At 67.6% G+C, this 16,605-nt stretch carries 9 protein-coding genes and 2 pseudogenes; 2 read left to right on the forward strand and 9 right to left on the reverse strand.

What is annotated here, in order from left to right; translation table 11 throughout:
- Nucleotides 1-54: 54 nt before the first annotated feature.
- The 3 genes from DIE15_RS32175 to DIE15_RS32185 form a co-directional block, all read right to left on the reverse strand.
- Nucleotides 55-735, reverse strand: a complete 681-nt coding sequence (locus tag DIE15_RS32175; protein WP_124835389.1) for a phosphohydrolase — start codon at nt 733-735, stop codon at nt 55-57.
- Nucleotides 736-833: 98 nt separating this feature from the next.
- A complete protein-coding gene (locus DIE15_RS32180; RefSeq protein WP_260428400.1) occupies nt 834-2,765 on the reverse strand; it encodes an amidohydrolase in 1,932 nt (643 codons plus the stop codon).
- A gap of 102 nt (nt 2,766-2,867) precedes the next feature.
- Nucleotides 2,868-5,723 carry a winged helix-turn-helix domain-containing protein gene (locus DIE15_RS32185; protein WP_124835391.1) on the reverse strand — a complete coding sequence of 952 codons (2,856 nt, stop codon included), beginning with the start codon at nt 5,721-5,723 and terminating at the stop codon, nt 2,868-2,870.
- A gap of 402 nt (nt 5,724-6,125) precedes the next feature.
- On the opposite strand from DIE15_RS32185, the gene DIE15_RS32190 reads away from it, so the two are divergent.
- A complete protein-coding gene (locus DIE15_RS32190) occupies nt 6,126-7,034 on the forward strand; it encodes an AraC family transcriptional regulator (protein WP_124835393.1) in 909 nt (302 codons plus the stop codon).
- Between the two features lie 65 nt (nt 7,035-7,099).
- Here DIE15_RS32190 and DIE15_RS37890 read toward each other — a convergent pair.
- The 3 genes and pseudogenes from DIE15_RS37890 to DIE15_RS32205 all read right to left on the reverse strand — a co-directional run.
- Nucleotides 7,100-7,234 (reverse strand): annotated as a pseudogene (locus DIE15_RS37890) (MBL fold metallo-hydrolase); the annotation flags it as partial.
- A 263-nt stretch (nt 7,235-7,497) separates the two neighbouring features.
- Entirely contained in the window at nt 7,498-8,955 is a 1,458-nt protein-coding gene (locus DIE15_RS32200; protein ID WP_124835395.1) for an alginate export family protein, read from the reverse strand.
- Nucleotides 8,955-9,884 carry a hypothetical protein gene (locus DIE15_RS32205; RefSeq protein ID WP_057924489.1) on the reverse strand — a complete coding sequence of 310 codons (930 nt, stop codon included), beginning with the start codon at nt 9,882-9,884 and terminating at the stop codon, nt 8,955-8,957. The genes DIE15_RS32200 and DIE15_RS32205 overlap by 1 nt, the downstream gene beginning before the upstream one ends.
- A 277-nt stretch (nt 9,885-10,161) precedes the next feature.
- On the opposite strand from DIE15_RS32205, the pseudogene DIE15_RS32210 reads away from it, so the two are divergent.
- Nucleotides 10,162-10,805, forward strand: a pseudogene (locus DIE15_RS32210) (TetR/AcrR family transcriptional regulator); the annotation flags it as partial.
- Nucleotides 10,806-10,954: 149 nt separating this feature from the next.
- Here the strand turns inward: DIE15_RS32210 and DIE15_RS32215 are convergent.
- The 3 genes from DIE15_RS32215 to DIE15_RS32225 all read right to left on the reverse strand — a co-directional run bounded on the left by DIE15_RS32215 (nt 10,955) and on the right by DIE15_RS32225 (nt 16,217).
- Nucleotides 10,955-11,494 (reverse strand): hypothetical protein, encoded by a 540-nt coding sequence (locus DIE15_RS32215; RefSeq protein ID WP_173938480.1) that lies wholly within the window; start codon nt 11,492-11,494, stop codon nt 10,955-10,957.
- Between the two features lie 138 nt (nt 11,495-11,632).
- Nucleotides 11,633-12,682, reverse strand: a complete 1,050-nt coding sequence (locus DIE15_RS32220; protein ID WP_124835397.1) for a patatin-like phospholipase family protein — start codon at nt 12,680-12,682, stop codon at nt 11,633-11,635.
- A 76-nt stretch (nt 12,683-12,758) separates the two neighbouring features.
- Nucleotides 12,759-16,217 (reverse strand): adenylate/guanylate cyclase domain-containing protein, encoded by a 3,459-nt coding sequence (locus DIE15_RS32225; RefSeq protein WP_124835399.1) that lies wholly within the window; start codon nt 16,215-16,217, stop codon nt 12,759-12,761.
- Nucleotides 16,218-16,605: the final 388 nt, after the last annotated feature.

Here is a 16,605-nt window from a genome sequence, read left to right on the forward strand (position 1 = left end):
CGGCCGGACATGCCGGCTGCGGCCAAAGCCGCCCGCCTCTTCGCAACGGCCCCTTCAGGCGTCGTTCCAGCGCGCGCCCAGCACGCGTCCGCAGAAATTCGGCCGGTGAAAGTCCGGATCGGCCCGCTCGAGCACGTCGGCGCTCCAGGTGCCGAACGTCGATGCCGGCCGGTGCGCGACCCCGCGCGCGACCGCGTCGAGGAACGCGGCGCCGAACCCGTCGCCGCGCGGGTACGCGGCGAGCAGCGCACGGCGCGCGTCGGCGGAATACGCCTCGAAGCCGGTGGCCATCAGGTCCGTCGCGACCGCGGACGACAATGCGCGCGCCAGCGGCGACACGCGGGCGGCCACGCCGGGCGTCGTATGCAGCGCGATTGCGCGCCATACGTCGTCGCACATGGGCTGCGGCGACCCGTGCCGCAGCAGGAACGCGTGCGCGGCATCGGCACTGTCGAGTTCGTAGCGCGCGGTCGAGCGGCAATACGCGGGACTCAAGCCCATGTTCGCGTACATCGCGGCCACGTACAGCGCCTCGGCATCGCACCTTTCGCTCGCATCGCGAGCATCGCGCGCGGCGAGCGATGCGAGCACGAATACCCGGCAAGCGTGATCGGCAATCGCGCGCGGCAGCGACGCGCGCGCGGCTTCCGCGGCCTCGATCGCGACCGTCGTCCTCGGAATGCGGACGCCCGCGACTTCGTCATCTGCCGGCGCGCACGTGTGCGCAGCACTCATCTCGTCTCCTTCTTCTGCCCCGTGCCGGGGCCGGAAAGTTGCTTATTCTTCGCTCGGCACGGGTCGAGCTGGCCGTCGCACGTGCCGGCATCCATCGCCTAAAAGGCCGCGCCGAGGCAACCGAATGCGTCGTACGGCTCGACGCGTTCCGTTGCGGCCGCATGCAGGCGCCGCACGAAACGGCGTCCGTATGCGCGCACGAAACCGGTCTCGCGGCCGGTATCGGCCGCGGCGCGCGGCTGCGCCGACGCGGCCGGACGCCGCCCGCCGGTGCCGCCGAACTCGGCCACGGGCGACCACGCGGGACTCACCGGCAGCGGCGGCGGCGCCAGCGGCGCGAATTCGTCGTCCGCGTGCACGACCTTGCCGTCGACGATCGTCAGGACCGACGACAGATGCTTGATGCGCGGCTCGTCGATCGTGAAGTAGTCGTCCGTCAGCACCGCGAAATCCGCATACCGGCCGGGTACCAGCGCACCCTTGCGATCGTCTTCGTTCGAGAACCACGCGCTGCCGACCGTATAGCGGCGCAGCGCCTCCATCCGGCTCAGCCGGTTCTCTTCCGGGTAAAGCACGGTACCGCCGACCGTGCGCCCGGACACCATCCAGTACAACGACACGAACGGGTTGTAGCTCGCGATGCGCGTCGCATCGGAGCCGGCGCCGACCGGCAGGCCGGCCTGCAGCATCGCGCGGATCGGCGGTGTGCGCGTGGCGGCTTGCGCGCCATAGCGCGCGACGAAGTACTCGCCCTGAAACGCCATCCGGTGCTGGACCGTCACGCCGCCGCCGAGCGCCGCGATGCGCGCGATGTTCGCATCCGAAATCGTCTCGCAATGATCGAAGAACCAGCGCAGGCCGTCGAACGGAACGTCGCGGTTCACGGCTTCGAGCACGTTCAGGAAGCGGCCGATCGACTCGTCGTACGTCGCATGCAGCCTGAACGGCCAGCGGCGCCCGACCAGCAGCCGGACGACCGCGGTCAGTTCCGCCTCGAGCGCGTCGGGCAGCTCCGGACGCGGTTCGAGGAAATTGCCGAAATCGGCCGCGGAATACACCAGCAGTTCGCCGGCGCCGTTCATCCGCAGAAACGCATCGCCGTCGCCGGGCTTCGCCAGCGTCATCCAGCGCGCGTAGTCGTCGGTTTCGTGCCCCGGGTGCTGCGCGAACAGGCTGTATGCGATGCGCACCGTCATCTCCCCGCGCTCGGCGAGCGCCATGATCGCGGCGTAATCGTCCGGATAGGCCTGCAAATCGCCGCCGGCGTCGATCGCGCTGGTCACGCCGAGGCGGTTGAGTTCGCGCATGAAGTGCCGCATCGAATTCATCTGCTCGTCGAAACCGAGCCTGGGGCCCTTCTCGAGCGCCGCGTGCAGGACGGCCATGTCCGGGCGGGCGATCAGCATGCCGGTCGGCCGGCCGGCACGATCGCGCTGGATCTCGCCGCCGGGCGGATCGGACGTGTCGCGGCCATAGCCGATCGCGCGCAGCGCGGCGGCGTTCAGCAGCGCGCTGTCGCCCAGATGCATCACGAAGACCGGCGTATCGGGCGCGATCGCGTTGAGTTCGGCGGCCGTCGGCCCGCGCTTTTCCGCGAACTGGAATTCGGTCCAGCCGCCGACGACGCGCACCCACTGCGGCGCCGGCGTGCGCAGTACCTGGCGACGCAGCATGCAGAGCGCCTCGGCCAGTGTCGGCACGCCGTCCCAGCGCAGTTCCAGGTTGAAATTCAGGCCGCCGCGGATCACGTGCAAGTGCGAGTCGTTCAGCCCCGGGATCACGGTGCGGCCGTTCAGGTCGATGTGAAGCGTGTGCTCGCGTGCATGGCGCATGACCTCGTGTCCGCTGCCGGCTGCGAGAATCCGGCCGTCCTTCACCGCGAGCGCGGTCACGAACGACTGCGTGTCGTCCTGCGTCGCGATCTTGCCGTTGTAGACGATGAGGTCCGCCGATTCCGCGCATTGCGTCGCCCTAAGCACCGTCAGCCTCCCCGCTCGCGCCGCAGGCCGGCATGCGACCGCGCGCGGCATGCCTGCGGTTTGACGTTACACGGACCATCCACCCTCCCTTGAATATTGAACGATCGGCCGGCCGCGGTGCGCGGGCGTGTCCCGTGCGGTCCGCACGCGCCGTCATGCCGCCGATTGCATTGCGTCGGCGGTCTCGTGCCGCATGCGCGCATCGCCCGCCGGCTGCGTCGTCTCCGGGCGGATGAAGCTCTTCACCCGCGCCAGGCGGCGCACGTCGAACGCGCGCGATTGCGGGTCGACGTGCCCGGACAGGTTGGCCACCAGCGACGACGCCTGCGCGATATGCCCGCGCTCGATCAGGTGATCGGCGAGATCGAGCGTGCCGCGCAGCGCCCACATTGCCGCGCCCTGCGCGTTCGCGGCCTGGATCGCCATCCGCAGATGCCGGTGCCCGTCCGCCTCGCACGCGATCGCGCGCTCCGCGTCGGCCGTGCGCGCCTGTTCGAGCATCACCAGCCCCCTGACCCGCAGCAGTTCCGGCACGAACAGATGCTCGCCTCGCGCGCGACAGCACGCGAGCGTCGCGTCGAGCTTCGCGCCGGCCTCGGCGGCGCGACCCGTGCGCGTCAGCCCTTCCGCATACGCGACCACCAGCGGCGCGAGCAGGCGCCGGCATCCGCTCGCCTCGATGCGTCGCAGCGCGGGCTCGAGCCGCGCCAGCCCGGCGCCGGGATGGCCGGCCTGCATGTCGAACTGCCCGGCAAGGCATTCCGCGTGGCTGAGCCAGATGTCGAACCCGTTCGCCTCGGCGGCCGATCGCAGCGCCGCGAGATAGTCGGAGATCACGTCGTGATCGCCGTAACGCAACGCGATCGGCACGGCCGCGGCGCCGAGCACGATGCACGACGCCAGCGCCGACCCGCTGCGCCGCGCGGATTCGACCGCCTGCGCACAGAGCCGCATCGCATATTCCGGCTCGCCCTGCATCCAGACGAGCCGCGCCAGCATCGTCCGGCCGAGCGTCGCAACGTCGACGCCGAGCGCCGCTACCGCGCAAGACGCCTCGCCCGCCTCGGCCAGCTCGGCCGTTGCCGCCTCCAGCCGCTCGCGCGCCTGCGCATGCTCGCCGAAGTAATGCAGCGAAGTCGCGACCATCGCGTTCGCCAGCACCCGTTGCGATCGGTCGCCGCGCCGCTCGGCGGCCCGCTCGAAGCGCATCGCATAGCGCAGCGATTCGGGAATGTCGGCGCGCGCCAGCATCGTGTTCCACAGCCCGACCAGCGCACATGCGTCGAATGCGTCGTCGCCGACCCGCCCGGCGAGACCGAGCGTGCGCTCCCACATCGCGGCGACCGTCTGCGTATCGCCGTCCGTATGCAGCAGCGCCGACGCGTAGGCGGCGCGCAACCGCATCTCGCGCGCCGCATCGACGGCTCCGAGCGCGCCGGCGTCGATTGCATCGAGCGCGCGCCGCGCCGGTATCGACGCGTCGCGCATCCGCGCCGGCTCCCGCAACGCGAGCGCCAATGCGTCGGCTTCCGGGACGGGCGGCTCGAGCGCCGCGGGCGTATCGGCCACGCGCGTGGCTTGCGCGTGAGCCGACGCGCGGGCTTCCGCTTGCGCGTGTTCATGGCGCGCATGACGCTCGGCGATGCGCTCGAACTCGCCCTCGTTGTGCAATTTCTCGAGTGCGTACGCGCGCGTGGATTCGGTCAGGCGATAGCGCGCCTGCGCGCCGTTGAACTCGACGGTCACGAGCGACTTCGCGACCAGTTCGCCGAGCACCGCGGTCATGTCGGCGGGCGACATGTCGGGATCCATCGCGACTTCGCGGGCGGCATCGAACGTGAACGGGCCGACGAAGCACGCCATCCGGCGAAACAGCGCACGCGCGGCAGGATCCAGCAGCACGTAGCTCCAGTCGAACGTCGCGCGCAGCGTCTGATGGCGCGGCAATGCGGAGCGCAGCCCGCCCGTCAGCAGGTTCAGCCGGTCGTCGAGACGCGATGCAACGATCTCGAGCCCGAGCGTCGCCACGCGCGCGGCAGCCAGTTCGATGGCGAGCGGAAGCCCGTCGAGCCGCCGGCAGATATCGCCGACCAGCCTGATGCCGGCTGCGTCGACCACGCAATCGGGCGTGGCCGCGCGAATGCGCGCCAGAAACAACTCGACGGCCGCATGACGCACGATCTCGTCGGCCGTTGCCGCGCCGTCGGGCACCGCCAGCGGACTCACGCGAAACACGGCTTCGATCGAGATATGCAGGGGTTCGCGACTCGTCACGAGCACCCGCAACGGCGCGGCACGCGCCGTCAGCGACTCGACGAGGTCGGCAACCAGGTCGACGACGTGCTCCGCGTTGTCGAGCACGAGCAGGCAGCGCGAGACGGCCAATGCATCGCCGATCCGGCCGACGGCCGGCACGCGGTCCGTTTCGAGCCCCAGTTCCGCGGCAATCGCGAGCAGCACGTCGTCGTGCGTCGCGGCGCGCGCCAGTTCCACGAACAGCACGCGCTCGCCGGCCCGGCTGCGCAGCACGTGCGCCACCCGGTCGGCCAGGCTCGTCTTGCCGATGCCGCCCGCGCCGACGAGCGTGACGACCGGCACGCGGTCGATCATGTCGACGATCTGCTCGATCTCGGCCCGGCGCCCGACGAACGGAGTCGGGTGCGCCGCTTCGGCGTCCGGTGCCGCGTCAGCCGGGCGCGGCGCCACCGCGTGCGCGACGGGCGGATTCGCGATCAGCAGGTACCCGCGGCCCGGGACGGTCTTGATCAGGTCGCGGCTCGCGCCGAGCGCCTTGCGCAACGTCGCGACATGCACCTGCAGCCGGTTTTCCTCGACGATCAGGCCGGGCCAGACGGCATCCATGATGTCGTCCTTCGACACGACGGAACCGTTGGCGCGATGCAGTACTTCAAGTATGTCGAGCGCGCGCGCGCCAATACGCAGCGACGCGCCGTGACGGCGAATGTCCCGCTGCTCGAAATCCACCGATAAAGCGCCGATCTGGATCATGGCCGCCTCCAGGTTCCCCACGATGACCGCCATGTGAACGCAGCAGATCACCGGGGCGGGAGTCCGCACCCGGCCTGCCCTTCAGGGCGGGTTCAAAGTCTCGAAAAAAAGTAGGCCAAGTGTAAACCCGGTATTTTCAGAAATCTTGAAGGAAAATGCGCTGATGCCCCGCGCCGGCGGCGGCGGCCGATCAGGCGCCGCGAAAATGCGGATCGGGCGATATCATTGCGATATCGCGCGTTTGCGTGCCGATCGTGCCCCGGCACCGCGCGCAGCAGTCCGCTGCAAGCATTTCGTCAAGCAGTGGACATTTGTTCAAGTTATCTTCGGCCTATCCGGCCCGCAGTATGTACCGGACGCAAGGACGCTCGCCCGCCGTCCCACTCCGAAGGATTTTCCGACATGCCCAATCCCCTCGTCATGCCACCGGCGGCACCGCCGAAAGACACGCTCGGATGCGTGTCGAACCTGCTGTCCAAGGATATTGAAAGGTCCGCAGGCGGCCTGACGCTTCACCGCAAATGCATGCGCGGCGAACAGTTCGAGCGCATCGAGATGGCGGCCAGCGATCGCGGCTTCCTGGTCGGCGTGTCGCTGAATGGCGGTCACCGGCGAACGATCTATCGCGGCTCCGACAAATCCGAGCGGTGGTTTCAGCACAACTCGATCTACGTTCGCGACTTTTCGCGGAATTTCCGCGCCGACCTGTACGGCAAGTTCGACTTCGTCCTCGTCGAGCTTTCGCATCGCTACCTGGACGACCTCGGCCGCGAGCACGACGGCCTCGAAATCGGCGGCCTGAGTTGCGCGCCCGACGTGCAGGACGCGGTGCTGGGCCACCTCGCGCACGCGGTCGCCGACAGCCTCGATGGGTCCGGCGCGCTGAACGCGTTGTTCGTCGAGCAGATGGGGCTCGCGATGGGCACGCACCTGGCCCGCCGTTACGGCAATGCGCGCGCGCGCGACCTGCAGCGCAAGGGCGTGCTGTCGCCGGCCAAGGTCGCGCTCGCGAAAGAGCTTCTGATGGAGAAAGCGGATCTCGGCGTGTCGATCGAGGAAGTCGCGAACGAATGCGAGCTGTCGCGCGGGTATTTCATTCGCGCGTTCTCGCGAACGACCGGGCGCACACCGCATCAATGGCTGCTCGAACAGCGCGTGGCCCATGCCCGCCAGCTGATCGAGACAACCGACATGACGCTCGCGGAAATCGCGGTGGTCTGCGGCTTCGCGGATCAGAGCCACCTGAACCGCGTCTTCGCGCGCATCGTCGGCCATCCGCCCGGCGCATGGCGGCGCGGCGTGTCGCGCTGAGCCGCCCGTGCCGGAGGCACGCTCACACGCTGTTTCTCTCGCTGTTTCTCTCGCTATTTCTCACGCTATTGCAGCGGCGTCGCATCGTAGTTGAGCGGCACCCGGTCGTACCGTTCGCCGTCCTTGCGCAAGTGCCCGAGCCCGGGAAACGCGATGTGCGCGGCGCCGACCCTATACCGCCTGTTCGCGACGCGCTCGAGCACGTTGCTTAGTCGACGTCATGCCGTGACACCGAGCTTACCCGTCGGGATCCGGAATAATCCTGAGCGACACATGAATCGTTCCGAAGGCGGCCACCCGGCGCGCTCCATGCCGTCGGTCGGCAGATGGAATGCGAGCGGCATGCGGCGCATCGTTGCGATACGCACGAAGACGACGACACGAACGCGCCGCGCCGCGCGCGTTCACGGATGCCGCCGAAGCGCCGGCTCGCGCGCCGCACTGAATCGCACGGCGCGCCGCGTTACCAGCCGAACTTGGCTTCCATGCCCACGTAGTCGGCATTGCGCGCGCCGAGCGCGCGAATCGAGTCGGCAAGCTGGAAGTGCACGGCCTCGACGGCCAGCGCCACGTTCGCGTTCACGAGCCAGTCCACGCGCGCCTGCGCATACATGCCCGTCCATCCGCCGCCCTTTCCAGCCGTGCCGGGCACGGCCGACATCCCCTGTCCGTAGATCGCGTCGGCCGTCGTCGCGCGCCACTGGAAACCGACCGCGGTCAGCACCGTCACGTTGCTGGCCGGCTTGAACGTCAGCGACGGCTTCACGTGAATCAGGTTGCTGTAGCCCGTGTAGCCGGCAAGCGTGAAGTAGTAGCCGTTCGGGAACAGCGGGTTGAAGGTGCCCATGCGCCCGTCGCCGGGATGCCTGTCGCCCGACGCGCCGTCGACCTGAATGCCGATGCGCGGCGTGCCCGGCGTCTGCGTGAACGTGTAGCCGCCCAGCGTACCGAACGCCCATGCGCCGATCGTGTCCGGCCCGATGTGCCCCGTCTGCAGCATCGCCTCGGCGTCCCAGTCCAGTTGCCCCGACTTGCCCGCGTAGCGCACGTCGAACACGTCGCGCCGTTCGGTGCCGGCCCCGGCGAGATAGCGTGCGTTATCGCGCGTATAGCGCGACCAGTAGGCCGACAGGTCGCCGGGCCCCACGCCGGATCGCTCGACGCGAACGCCGTCGAATCTCAGGTGACGGTTCGACACGTCATCGAACACGGCGTCGTTGCGATATTGCACCGGGCGCGTCACATAGCCGATCAGCCGCCATTTGCCGATTTCGTAATCGGCCCACAGTGCGTCGAATGCCTGGCGCACGTTGGGCCCGTCGCGCACCGACACGAACCGCTGCAAGTCGAACGCCATCTCCTGACGGCCGATGCGGGTCTTGAACGTGCCGCCGCCCAGCTGGTCGACGTACGCGACGAACGCCTGTTCGATATCGAGCTGGTTGCGATCGACCGTCCCGACCGTATCCTTGCCGAACGGCCGCGCATCCTCGAACTGCACGAACGCCTGGAAATGCCCGGCAACGCGCAGGTCCGCGTGCACGTTCGCGCGCTGGATCACGTAATTGTCGTCGTGCGCGGCGCCGAGCCCGAACAGCGGCGCGTTGTTCAGCTCGAAGCGCTCGCGCAGGTTCGCGCCGAGCGACAGGTACGTCGACGGGTCGCCGCCCAGCGGAATGTACTTCAGCGCATCGAGCGGCTTGCGCGGCACGCACGGATTCGCGAGTACCGACCAGTCTTCCTGCCAGCGGTTGAACAGCACGGTGGGCCGCTTCGCGGTGCACGACGTGCCGTCGGCCGAGGGCGGCGCCGACGACGCGTCGGCGCCGGCTGCCGTACCGGCATACGTCGCGGCGCCCGCCGCCAGTACGGCGGCCGGCAGCATGCCGCGCCACGCGCCTTTCCTCGACCGGGGTCCCATCACTTCGACCGCGCGTGGATCTCGGCGACATAGCCGCCGGGGAACTGTACGAGCGCCGCGTCGCGACCGTCCGACGTGAACGTCGGCACGAGCACGGTCACGCCGGCCGCCTGCGCCTGCTTCAGCGTCGCGGCGAGATCGGACACTTCGTAGCCCGTCATCTCGCGGCCGAACGGGTAGGGCAGATGGCCATCCGTCGCGAGCACGGTCATCTTGCCGAAGCCCGATTCGATGCGGATACGGCGGTACGTGTCGTTCGGCCGGCCGATCTCGACGCCCGGCGCGTGGCGCACGTCCGACACGACCTTGCCGCGCGAGAACGCGACGAAATCGTGCACCAGCTTGTTCGCGCTTTCCGGCGACACGTACACGCGGTTTTCCGGCACCGTCTGCAGCGCATCGTAGTGCGGCGCTTCGGTATGCCAGTACAGTTGCATGTTCACGCCGCCCGGCCAGCGAACGATCGCGTCGCGGCCGATCGGGTCCGGGAACGTGTCGACGATCACGTCCGCGCCGTGCGCGCGCGCCGACTTCACCGCGACGTCCATGTCGGTGACGAGATAGCCGGTGCGCTCGTCGCAGAACGGATACGGGATCGGCGTCTTGAAGCCGAACACCGAAACCGTGCCGACCGGCGTCAGCACGAGCTGCGACATCGTCTGGCTCGGCGTCGGCGTGACCTGGAACACGCCCTGCTTCGACTTCTTGCCGCCGAACGTCGCGACGAAGCTGTCGGTAAAGCGGTCGAAATCTTCCGGCGCGACGCAGACGTGCGTCGTATCGTATTGCGGGCCGACCGCGACGGCCGGTACACGCCCGGACGTGGACTCGACCAGATGCGTCGTATCGGCATGGGCCGGCACGCTCGCCAGCAATGCGCCGAACACGGCGGTCGTCAGCAATACCTGTCGCAACTTCGGGGCAATCATCGAGTTCTCCTTGAGCTTGCCGACGGGCGCGCGGCCCGTGCGGCGATTCGAAAGCAAGACTAGTGAAGATGCGCCTTAAAGTCATGGCGGCATCCTGAATTTTTCTGAATATGCGGCCCGGGGCATGAGGCGCCGGTGCGAGCGCCGTCCTGCACAGGACCGTCCCGCAACGGATTTCGCGGCGCGACAGGTGCCGCGTCGCGCGCCCTATCCGGGGCGCCGATCGTGCTATTTTTCAATCGATAGCATGGGCATGCGCGCAATCGGGAGCTGTCAAATGACAGCAAGAAAACGCAGCACGCCGGCCCGCGAGCGCGGGACGAACGTCGGCGGCAATGCCGTCGCGTCGGGTCGCCGGCTCACGCCGGAAGCGCGTGAGCGGCAGATCGTCGAGAAGGCGATCGATCACTTCGCGACGCACGGCTTTTCCGGCAGCTCGCGCGGCAGATCGGTATTACCCAGCCACTGCTGTACCGATACTTTCCGAGCAAGGACGCGCTGATCGATCGCGTGTACGACGAAATCTACACGTGGAATGCCAACTGGGAAGAACTGATCGCCGATCGCGCGCGCTCGCTGCACGATCGGCTCGTCGCGTTCTACCGCGCGTACGCGAAAACCGTACTGCGACGCGAAGGGGTCCGCACGTTCATCTTCGCCGGGCTCAGCCGCGAGGGCTGCAACACGCGCTACCTGTCGCGGCTGCGCGACCGCGTATTCCTGCCGGTGCTGCGCGAGCTGCGGCATGAATACGACCTCGCCGAGCCGACGACCGAAGCGCGACGCAATGCGGAAATCGAGCGGGTCCGGAGCCTGCACGCGAGCATCGTCTATTTCGGTATCCGCAAGTGGATCTACGGGCTGCCGGTGCCGGACGATCTCGACACCGAAATCGCACGACTGGTCGACGCGTTCCTGAACTGGTCGACGCGTTCCTGAACGGCGTGCCCGCCACGCTGGCGCAGCTCGCCGCCGGCACGAACGGCCGCCGCCGGCGCGGCCGACGCTGCGGGCGTGCCGCGCCCATCGGGGTCGCGCGGTGCGATCCGTGCCGGAACGTGCCGGTGCCGTCACGCCGGAATCGGCAAGCCGAGCCGCCAGCTCAGATTTCTGCGTGCCGGCGCCTCGCAGCGCGTGTAGAAGAAATCCGTCAGATAAATGCGCGGGCGTTCGAGCAGTCCGCGCAGAATCTTCCGTTCGTGACGATCGTAAGCTTGGTCGTCGAGATCGGGGCGCTCCGCGCGCAGGCGCCGGCCATCCTCGCGGAATCGGCTGCGGGACGCGCCAAGCACGGCCAGGTCGATGTCGCACACGAAACGGGTATCCGGGTCCGCGGCGATGCCCTGGTGGGTCGTCGCGAGAATCATCGCGCAGATCGGGTCGCACGCGCGGATTCGCCCGTCTGCCTGGTATCGGAACCAGTCCGCGCTGCGCTGTTCGTTGTCCTGCGCGCCAGGAACGAAAATCACGTCGTGGAACCAGAGCGCGAGTTCGACGGCGTCCGGTTCGGGAATCGAGCCGCGCGCCAGGTCGAGATGACGCAGGCATCGCCGGACATGCACGAGCGTATGGTAGTGGCGCGCCGGCTCCGTATAGCATCGCGCGAGCATGCGATAGACATCCTCGGCATGTGTCCCGCCGCAGTACGACCACAACGCGACGAACCGCGCCTGCGTCCGGTTCACGTTCGCTCCTTGGCCCGGGGCGCCCGCGCACGCTCGCCCCATGCCGACATTACCGCGATGCACTCAGAGAAATTCCCTGCGAATGTCGATGCTCGACCGCTGCCCGATGTGGCCGTAGTGATGCGCGAGCCACGCATCCGCTTCGCGTCGCCCGTGGTCGCACAGTTCGCTCAGGAATCCCCAGTCGGCGTTGTACTTGCTCGATACGCTCAACGCGCTCAGCGCGTCGTCCGCGCGAATGGAATGGATCAGCATTTCCTTCATCTCGCCGCGCTTGATCGTGCCTTGCTGGATCAGGTCGGTGACGAACGCGATGGCGCGCATCTCGCGCATCAGCGACGAGTTGAAACTGATCTCGCTGATACGGTTGAGAATCTCCGCCGCCGTGATGGGTATACCGCGGCGCACGAGCGGATTGATGTGCACGATCACGACGTCGCGCGTCGCGCAGTTGTAGATCAGCGGATAGATGGCCGGATTGCCCATGTAGCCGCCATCCCAGAAATACTCGCCATCGATCGAGACCGCCTGGAACAGCGTCGGCACGCATGCCGATGCCAGTACCGCGTCGGCACTGACATCCTCGCCCGTGAAGATGCGTATCTTCCCCGTCTCGACGTTGGTCGCGCACAGGTACAACCGGATCGGACAGTGCTTGCGCAGCGCGTCGAAGTCGACCCGGCGCTCGAGCACTTCGCGCAGCGGATTCAGGTTGTTCGGATTGAATTGATACGGCGAAAAGACGCGCAGCATCATGTCGGCGAATGCGTACAGCGGCGAATGATCGAGCCCGAAGCTGTGCGTGCCCTTCAGCCAGGGCATCCAGCGCAGCGGGTTGTAGTGCTCGGCCGATTGCGCGACGGCCTGCCAGAAGTCGTGCAGCGCCTCGCGCGCACCGTCCTCGCCGCCCTTCAGCAGCCCGTAGGCGAGTACGGTGGCGTTCATCGCGCCCGCGCTGGTGGCACTGACGCCATCGATTTCGAGCCTGCCGTCCTCGAGCAGCCGGTCGAGCACGCCCCAGGTGAATGCGCCGTGCATCCCGCCCCCCTGCAAGGCCAGCGCGATCGGTTTGCGCGGGACATCGTTGCGGCGTCTCGTGTGCGTGGTTGTCATGCCCGTCTCCTCAAGCAGCGGCAGGTCGTGGACGGCACGCGGTCACACGACGGGTCGTCGTGCGCCGCAGGTCCACTCATTCTGTTCGCGCGTCCCCCAATGCATCCAGCAGCGTTTTCGCCTCTCGCAGGTCGCTCGTGTCGAAGCCTTCCGTGAAGCAGGCGTACACCTCGGAGAGTGCTTGCCGCGCTTCCACGGTCTTCCCCTGCCGTTGCAGCAGCCGGGCGAGGTCCGACGCCGCCCGCAGTTCCAGCGCCCGGGCACCCTGCCGGCGCGCTCGCTCGATCGCTCCGTGAAAGCAGTCGACAGCCTCGTCGTCGCATTCCTGTGCCGTGCCTTCCTTGCCCGCGCCGCCAGCCAGATAGCGTCCCGCGAGCCGGTACAGCTCGGCCTCGTAGCAATGCTCGCCGGTTTTCTCGACGATCGCCATGGCCTCTTCCAGCAAGCCCCGTGCCGCGCTCTCGTCACCCGCGCGCCAGTAGCTGTCGGCGAGCAGCGCGAGCGAAAAAGGACGCTGGTCTTCGCCGCCGGCTGCCCGCTGCGCGTCGAGGCCCTGCCGCATCTGCGCGATGCCGTCCTGGATGTTGCCTTGCGCGCTCGTCGCCCAGCCTCGCAGAATCGTCCCCCACGCGAGCCAGTACGGCAAGCCGTGCTCGGTCGATACGGCAATGACCGCTTCCGCGCGCTCGGCGGCCAGCACCGGCTCCCGCCGCAGTTGATGCAAGTGCGCCGTATAGGTCAGACTGAACGCCAGAGAGGGTCCATACGCAAGGTTCTGGGCGAGCGCAAGCGCTTCGGCGCTGCGTTTGAGCGCCTGGTCGGGATACCCCTGGATCCACAGGATCAGCACAAGGAAACTGAGTGCCCGGATGCCGGGATCCACTCCGTGCGTGAAGACGTGTGCCTGATGCCGCTCCGGATCGTAGAGCGCCAGGGCCTGTTCCATGTTTGTGCGCGCCGCGCCGAAATCGCCCTGCAGAAACAAGCACGCCCCCAGTGCGCTCTGTGCTTCGATGAGGAGGCCTGAATCGTTCGCATCCTGGGCCGTACGGAGCATCTGCATGCCCAGCTCCATGCCGAGCGCATGGTCGCCGCGCACCCCGTGATGTATCCGCAAGCCCAACTGCGTCGCGAAGCGTTGCGATGCCTCTCCGGTGCGCTCGCACAACTCGAGCGCGCGCCTGTAGGTCGCGCCCACCTCGGTCGCGCCATACCCGCGCACATCCATCAACACCGGCCCGAGGGAAAGCAGCAGCGTCAGCTCCCAATGCGCACGCGCGGGTGTGTCGGGCAAGCCCTTCAGTAACGCCAGCGCCGCGCCGAGGTGATTCATGGCATCGTGATGGGCGGCATGGCGCAACGCCTGCTGGGCCGCACGATGCAGGTATTCGACCGCCTTGGGAATGTTGCCGCTCTGACTGTAGTGGTGCGCAAGCTCGCTGCAGTAATCGGCGATGCGCGTCGGGAACAGCACCTCGATCGCCTGCGCGGTGCGCTCGTGCAGCGTGGTGCGCCGCTCCGTGAGCAACGAGCGCCCGGCCACCTCCTGGGTCAGCGCGTGCTTGAACGAATAATTGACTTCGGGAAACGCGGGACGCTCGTAGATGAATTCCGCCGCTTCCAGATGCGCGAGCAGACGCCGCAGTTCGTCGTCCCGTGCCGTCTCGTTGCCGCAGATTCGCCGGATCAGGCTGAACGGAAACTCGTGGCCGATCACCGCGAGCGCCTGCAGCAGTTCCTTTTCTTCGATCGGAAGCCGGTCGATACGAGCGGCGAGCACGCCCTGCACGGTGGTCGGAATGTGCAGCGTCGCCGGCGTCTCGACGATGCGATAGCGCCCCGCATCGCCGAGCAGCGACTGCTCCTCGACGAGCGTCTGGACCACTTCCTCCATGAAGAACGGGTTGCCCTCCGTCTTCTCCAGAATGAGCTGCTTCAGCGGCACGAGCGAGCGATCCTCGCCGAGCAGCGCCGCGAGCAGCCCCTGCGCGTCGGAGGGGCCCAGCGGTTCGAGCCGCAGCGTGCTCCAATGCGCGGCGTGCGCCCACGCGGGCCGATACTCGGGGCGGTAGTTCACCAGCAGCAGGATGCGCGCGTCCGGCACATGGTCGATCAGGTAGGTGAGAAAGGCTTCCGTTTCACGGTCCAGCCATTGCAGGTCCTCGAACAGCAAATGGACGGGCTGATTCTGGCTCTCTCGCACGAGAAGCTGCCTGATCGCGTCGAAGGTGCGCTCGCGCCGGATCTGCGGATCCATCTCGACGAGTACCGGCCCGCCTTCGCCGATGCCAAGCAGATACAGGATGTACGGCACGAGGTCCTCGAAACTGCGCTCGAGCGCGAGCGCCTTGCCGATGACCTTTTCCCGGCAGCGCCGCTCGTCGTCCTGTGTCGTGATCTGGAAATAATTCTTCAGGAGTTCGATGAGCGGCAAGTTGGGAAACGCCTTGCCGTGCGATACCGAAAACGTCTCCAGCACCAGCACGCCACGCCGCGAACGCTCCTTGAACTCGTGGAACAGGCGAGACTTGCCGACGCCGGCCTCCCCCACCACGCCGACCACGCGCCCCTGCCCGGCCCTCATGGTCTCCAGGGCCCGGTTCAGGTGTTCCATTTCCGTTTCGCGGCCGACAAAGCGCGCGAGACCGCGGTGCGCCGACAGTTGCAAGCGCGTGCGCAACGCGCCCAGGCCGAGCACCTCGTACACGCAGAGCGGCGCGGGAATGCCCTTGAGCTGCGTCGCCCCGAGCGCCTTGAACTCGAAATAGCCTTCGGCCAGCTTGTGGGTGGACTCGCTGACGAGAATCGACGTGGGCGTGGCGATGCCCTCGATCCGCGACGCGATGTGGATCGTATGCCCGAGCGGATCGTACTCGGTGTGCAAGTCGTCGGTACGGATCGAACGGACGACGACCTCGCCCGTGTGGACGCCGACGCGAATCTGCAGAGGAATGCCTTCCTGCAGACGAATGCGATCGCCGTGCTGCCGCATCGCCTGCTGCATGCGCAACGCGGCGAAAAGCGCTCGCTGTGCATGGTCTTCGTGGGCGATCGGCGCGCCGAACAGCGCGAGGATGCCGTCGCCGAGCGATTTTGCCACGTACCCTTCGTAGTAATGAACCGCTTCCATCATCAGCTCGACCACGGGCACGATCAAGCGATGCGCGACTTCGGGATCGAGATCGTGGATCAACGCGGTCGACCCGGCCATGTCGGCAAACAGCGCGGTAACGGTCTTGCGTTCGCCGGCGGGCTCGCCGCGTGCTTCCATGGCCGCGTGTTCGGCACGGATCCGCTCGGCGAGATGATCGGGCGTGTAATGAACGGGGGGCGGTGGCGGCTCCCGCCCCGATGATCGGGCAGGCGGCGGCGCAGCCGCGGGCGTAGCCAGCGACGTCCCGCAATGGCTGCAGAAGCGGGCCGCAGGCTCCGTGTCATGCCCGCAATGCGGACACGTGCGGGCCAGCACGGCCTGGCATTCCTGGCAGAACCTCGCACCGGGAGGATTCTCGGATCCGCATATCGTGCAGCGCATAAAACCCTCTTCCTGCCAAGGGTCGACATCAAAATATTATGCGCCACTCTCTGCCGGGATTCAGGCCGACTCGCGTCATGACGGATGCCGACCGGCGTGGCGTGCGCCGCTTCGGATTCGTGTCGGTGCCGATCGGGTCGCCGACGAGATGACGGTCTCCTTGACTCGAGTCAATCGTAGCGGCGATATGTTCCGTGCTTTGAACAGCGGTCGAATGTGGAAATGGTCCCGCATCGTTGTGCGGTTCTGCTGCACGGTGCTCTCCCGCCCCTTTCGAGACGAAGCGCATGCGGCTCGGACCACCAAAGTACGGAACATGGATCCCGATGCAGCCGCGTGCGCACGTGCAAGCTCGTGCGCGGCGGCTGCGCCGTCGACCATCATTCGA

The sequence above is a fragment of the Burkholderia sp. Bp9031 genome (genome assembly GCF_003857965.1).
GTDB lineage: Bacteria > Pseudomonadota > Gammaproteobacteria > Burkholderiales > Burkholderiaceae > Burkholderia > Burkholderia ambifaria_A.

Excerpts from the sequence above, each read along its gene's own strand:
- DIE15_RS32180 (WP_260428400.1), bottom strand. The coding sequence starts at position 2,765 with ATGCCGCGCGCGGTCGCATGCCGGCCTGCGGCGCGAGCGGGGAGGCTG.
- DIE15_RS32220 (WP_124835397.1), bottom strand. The coding sequence starts at position 12,682 with ATGACAACCACGCACACGAGACGCCGCAACGATGTCCCGCGCAAACCG.
- DIE15_RS32190 (WP_124835393.1), top strand. The coding sequence starts at position 6,126 with ATGCCCAATCCCCTCGTCATGCCACCGGCGGCACCGCCGAAAGACACG.
- DIE15_RS32205 (WP_057924489.1), bottom strand. The coding sequence starts at position 9,884 with ATGATTGCCCCGAAGTTGCGACAGGTATTGCTGACGACCGCCGTGTTC.
- DIE15_RS32215 (WP_173938480.1), bottom strand. The coding sequence starts at position 11,494 with ATGCTCGCGCGATGCTATACGGAGCCGGCGCGCCACTACCATACGCTC.
- DIE15_RS32175 (WP_124835389.1), bottom strand. The coding sequence starts at position 735 with ATGAGTGCTGCGCACACGTGCGCGCCGGCAGATGACGAAGTCGCGGGC.
- DIE15_RS32225 (WP_124835399.1), bottom strand. The coding sequence starts at position 16,217 with ATGCGCTGCACGATATGCGGATCCGAGAATCCTCCCGGTGCGAGGTTC.
- DIE15_RS32185 (WP_124835391.1), bottom strand. The coding sequence starts at position 5,723 with ATGATCCAGATCGGCGCTTTATCGGTGGATTTCGAGCAGCGGGACATT.
- DIE15_RS32200 (WP_124835395.1), bottom strand. The coding sequence starts at position 8,955 with ATGGGACCCCGGTCGAGGAAAGGCGCGTGGCGCGGCATGCTGCCGGCC.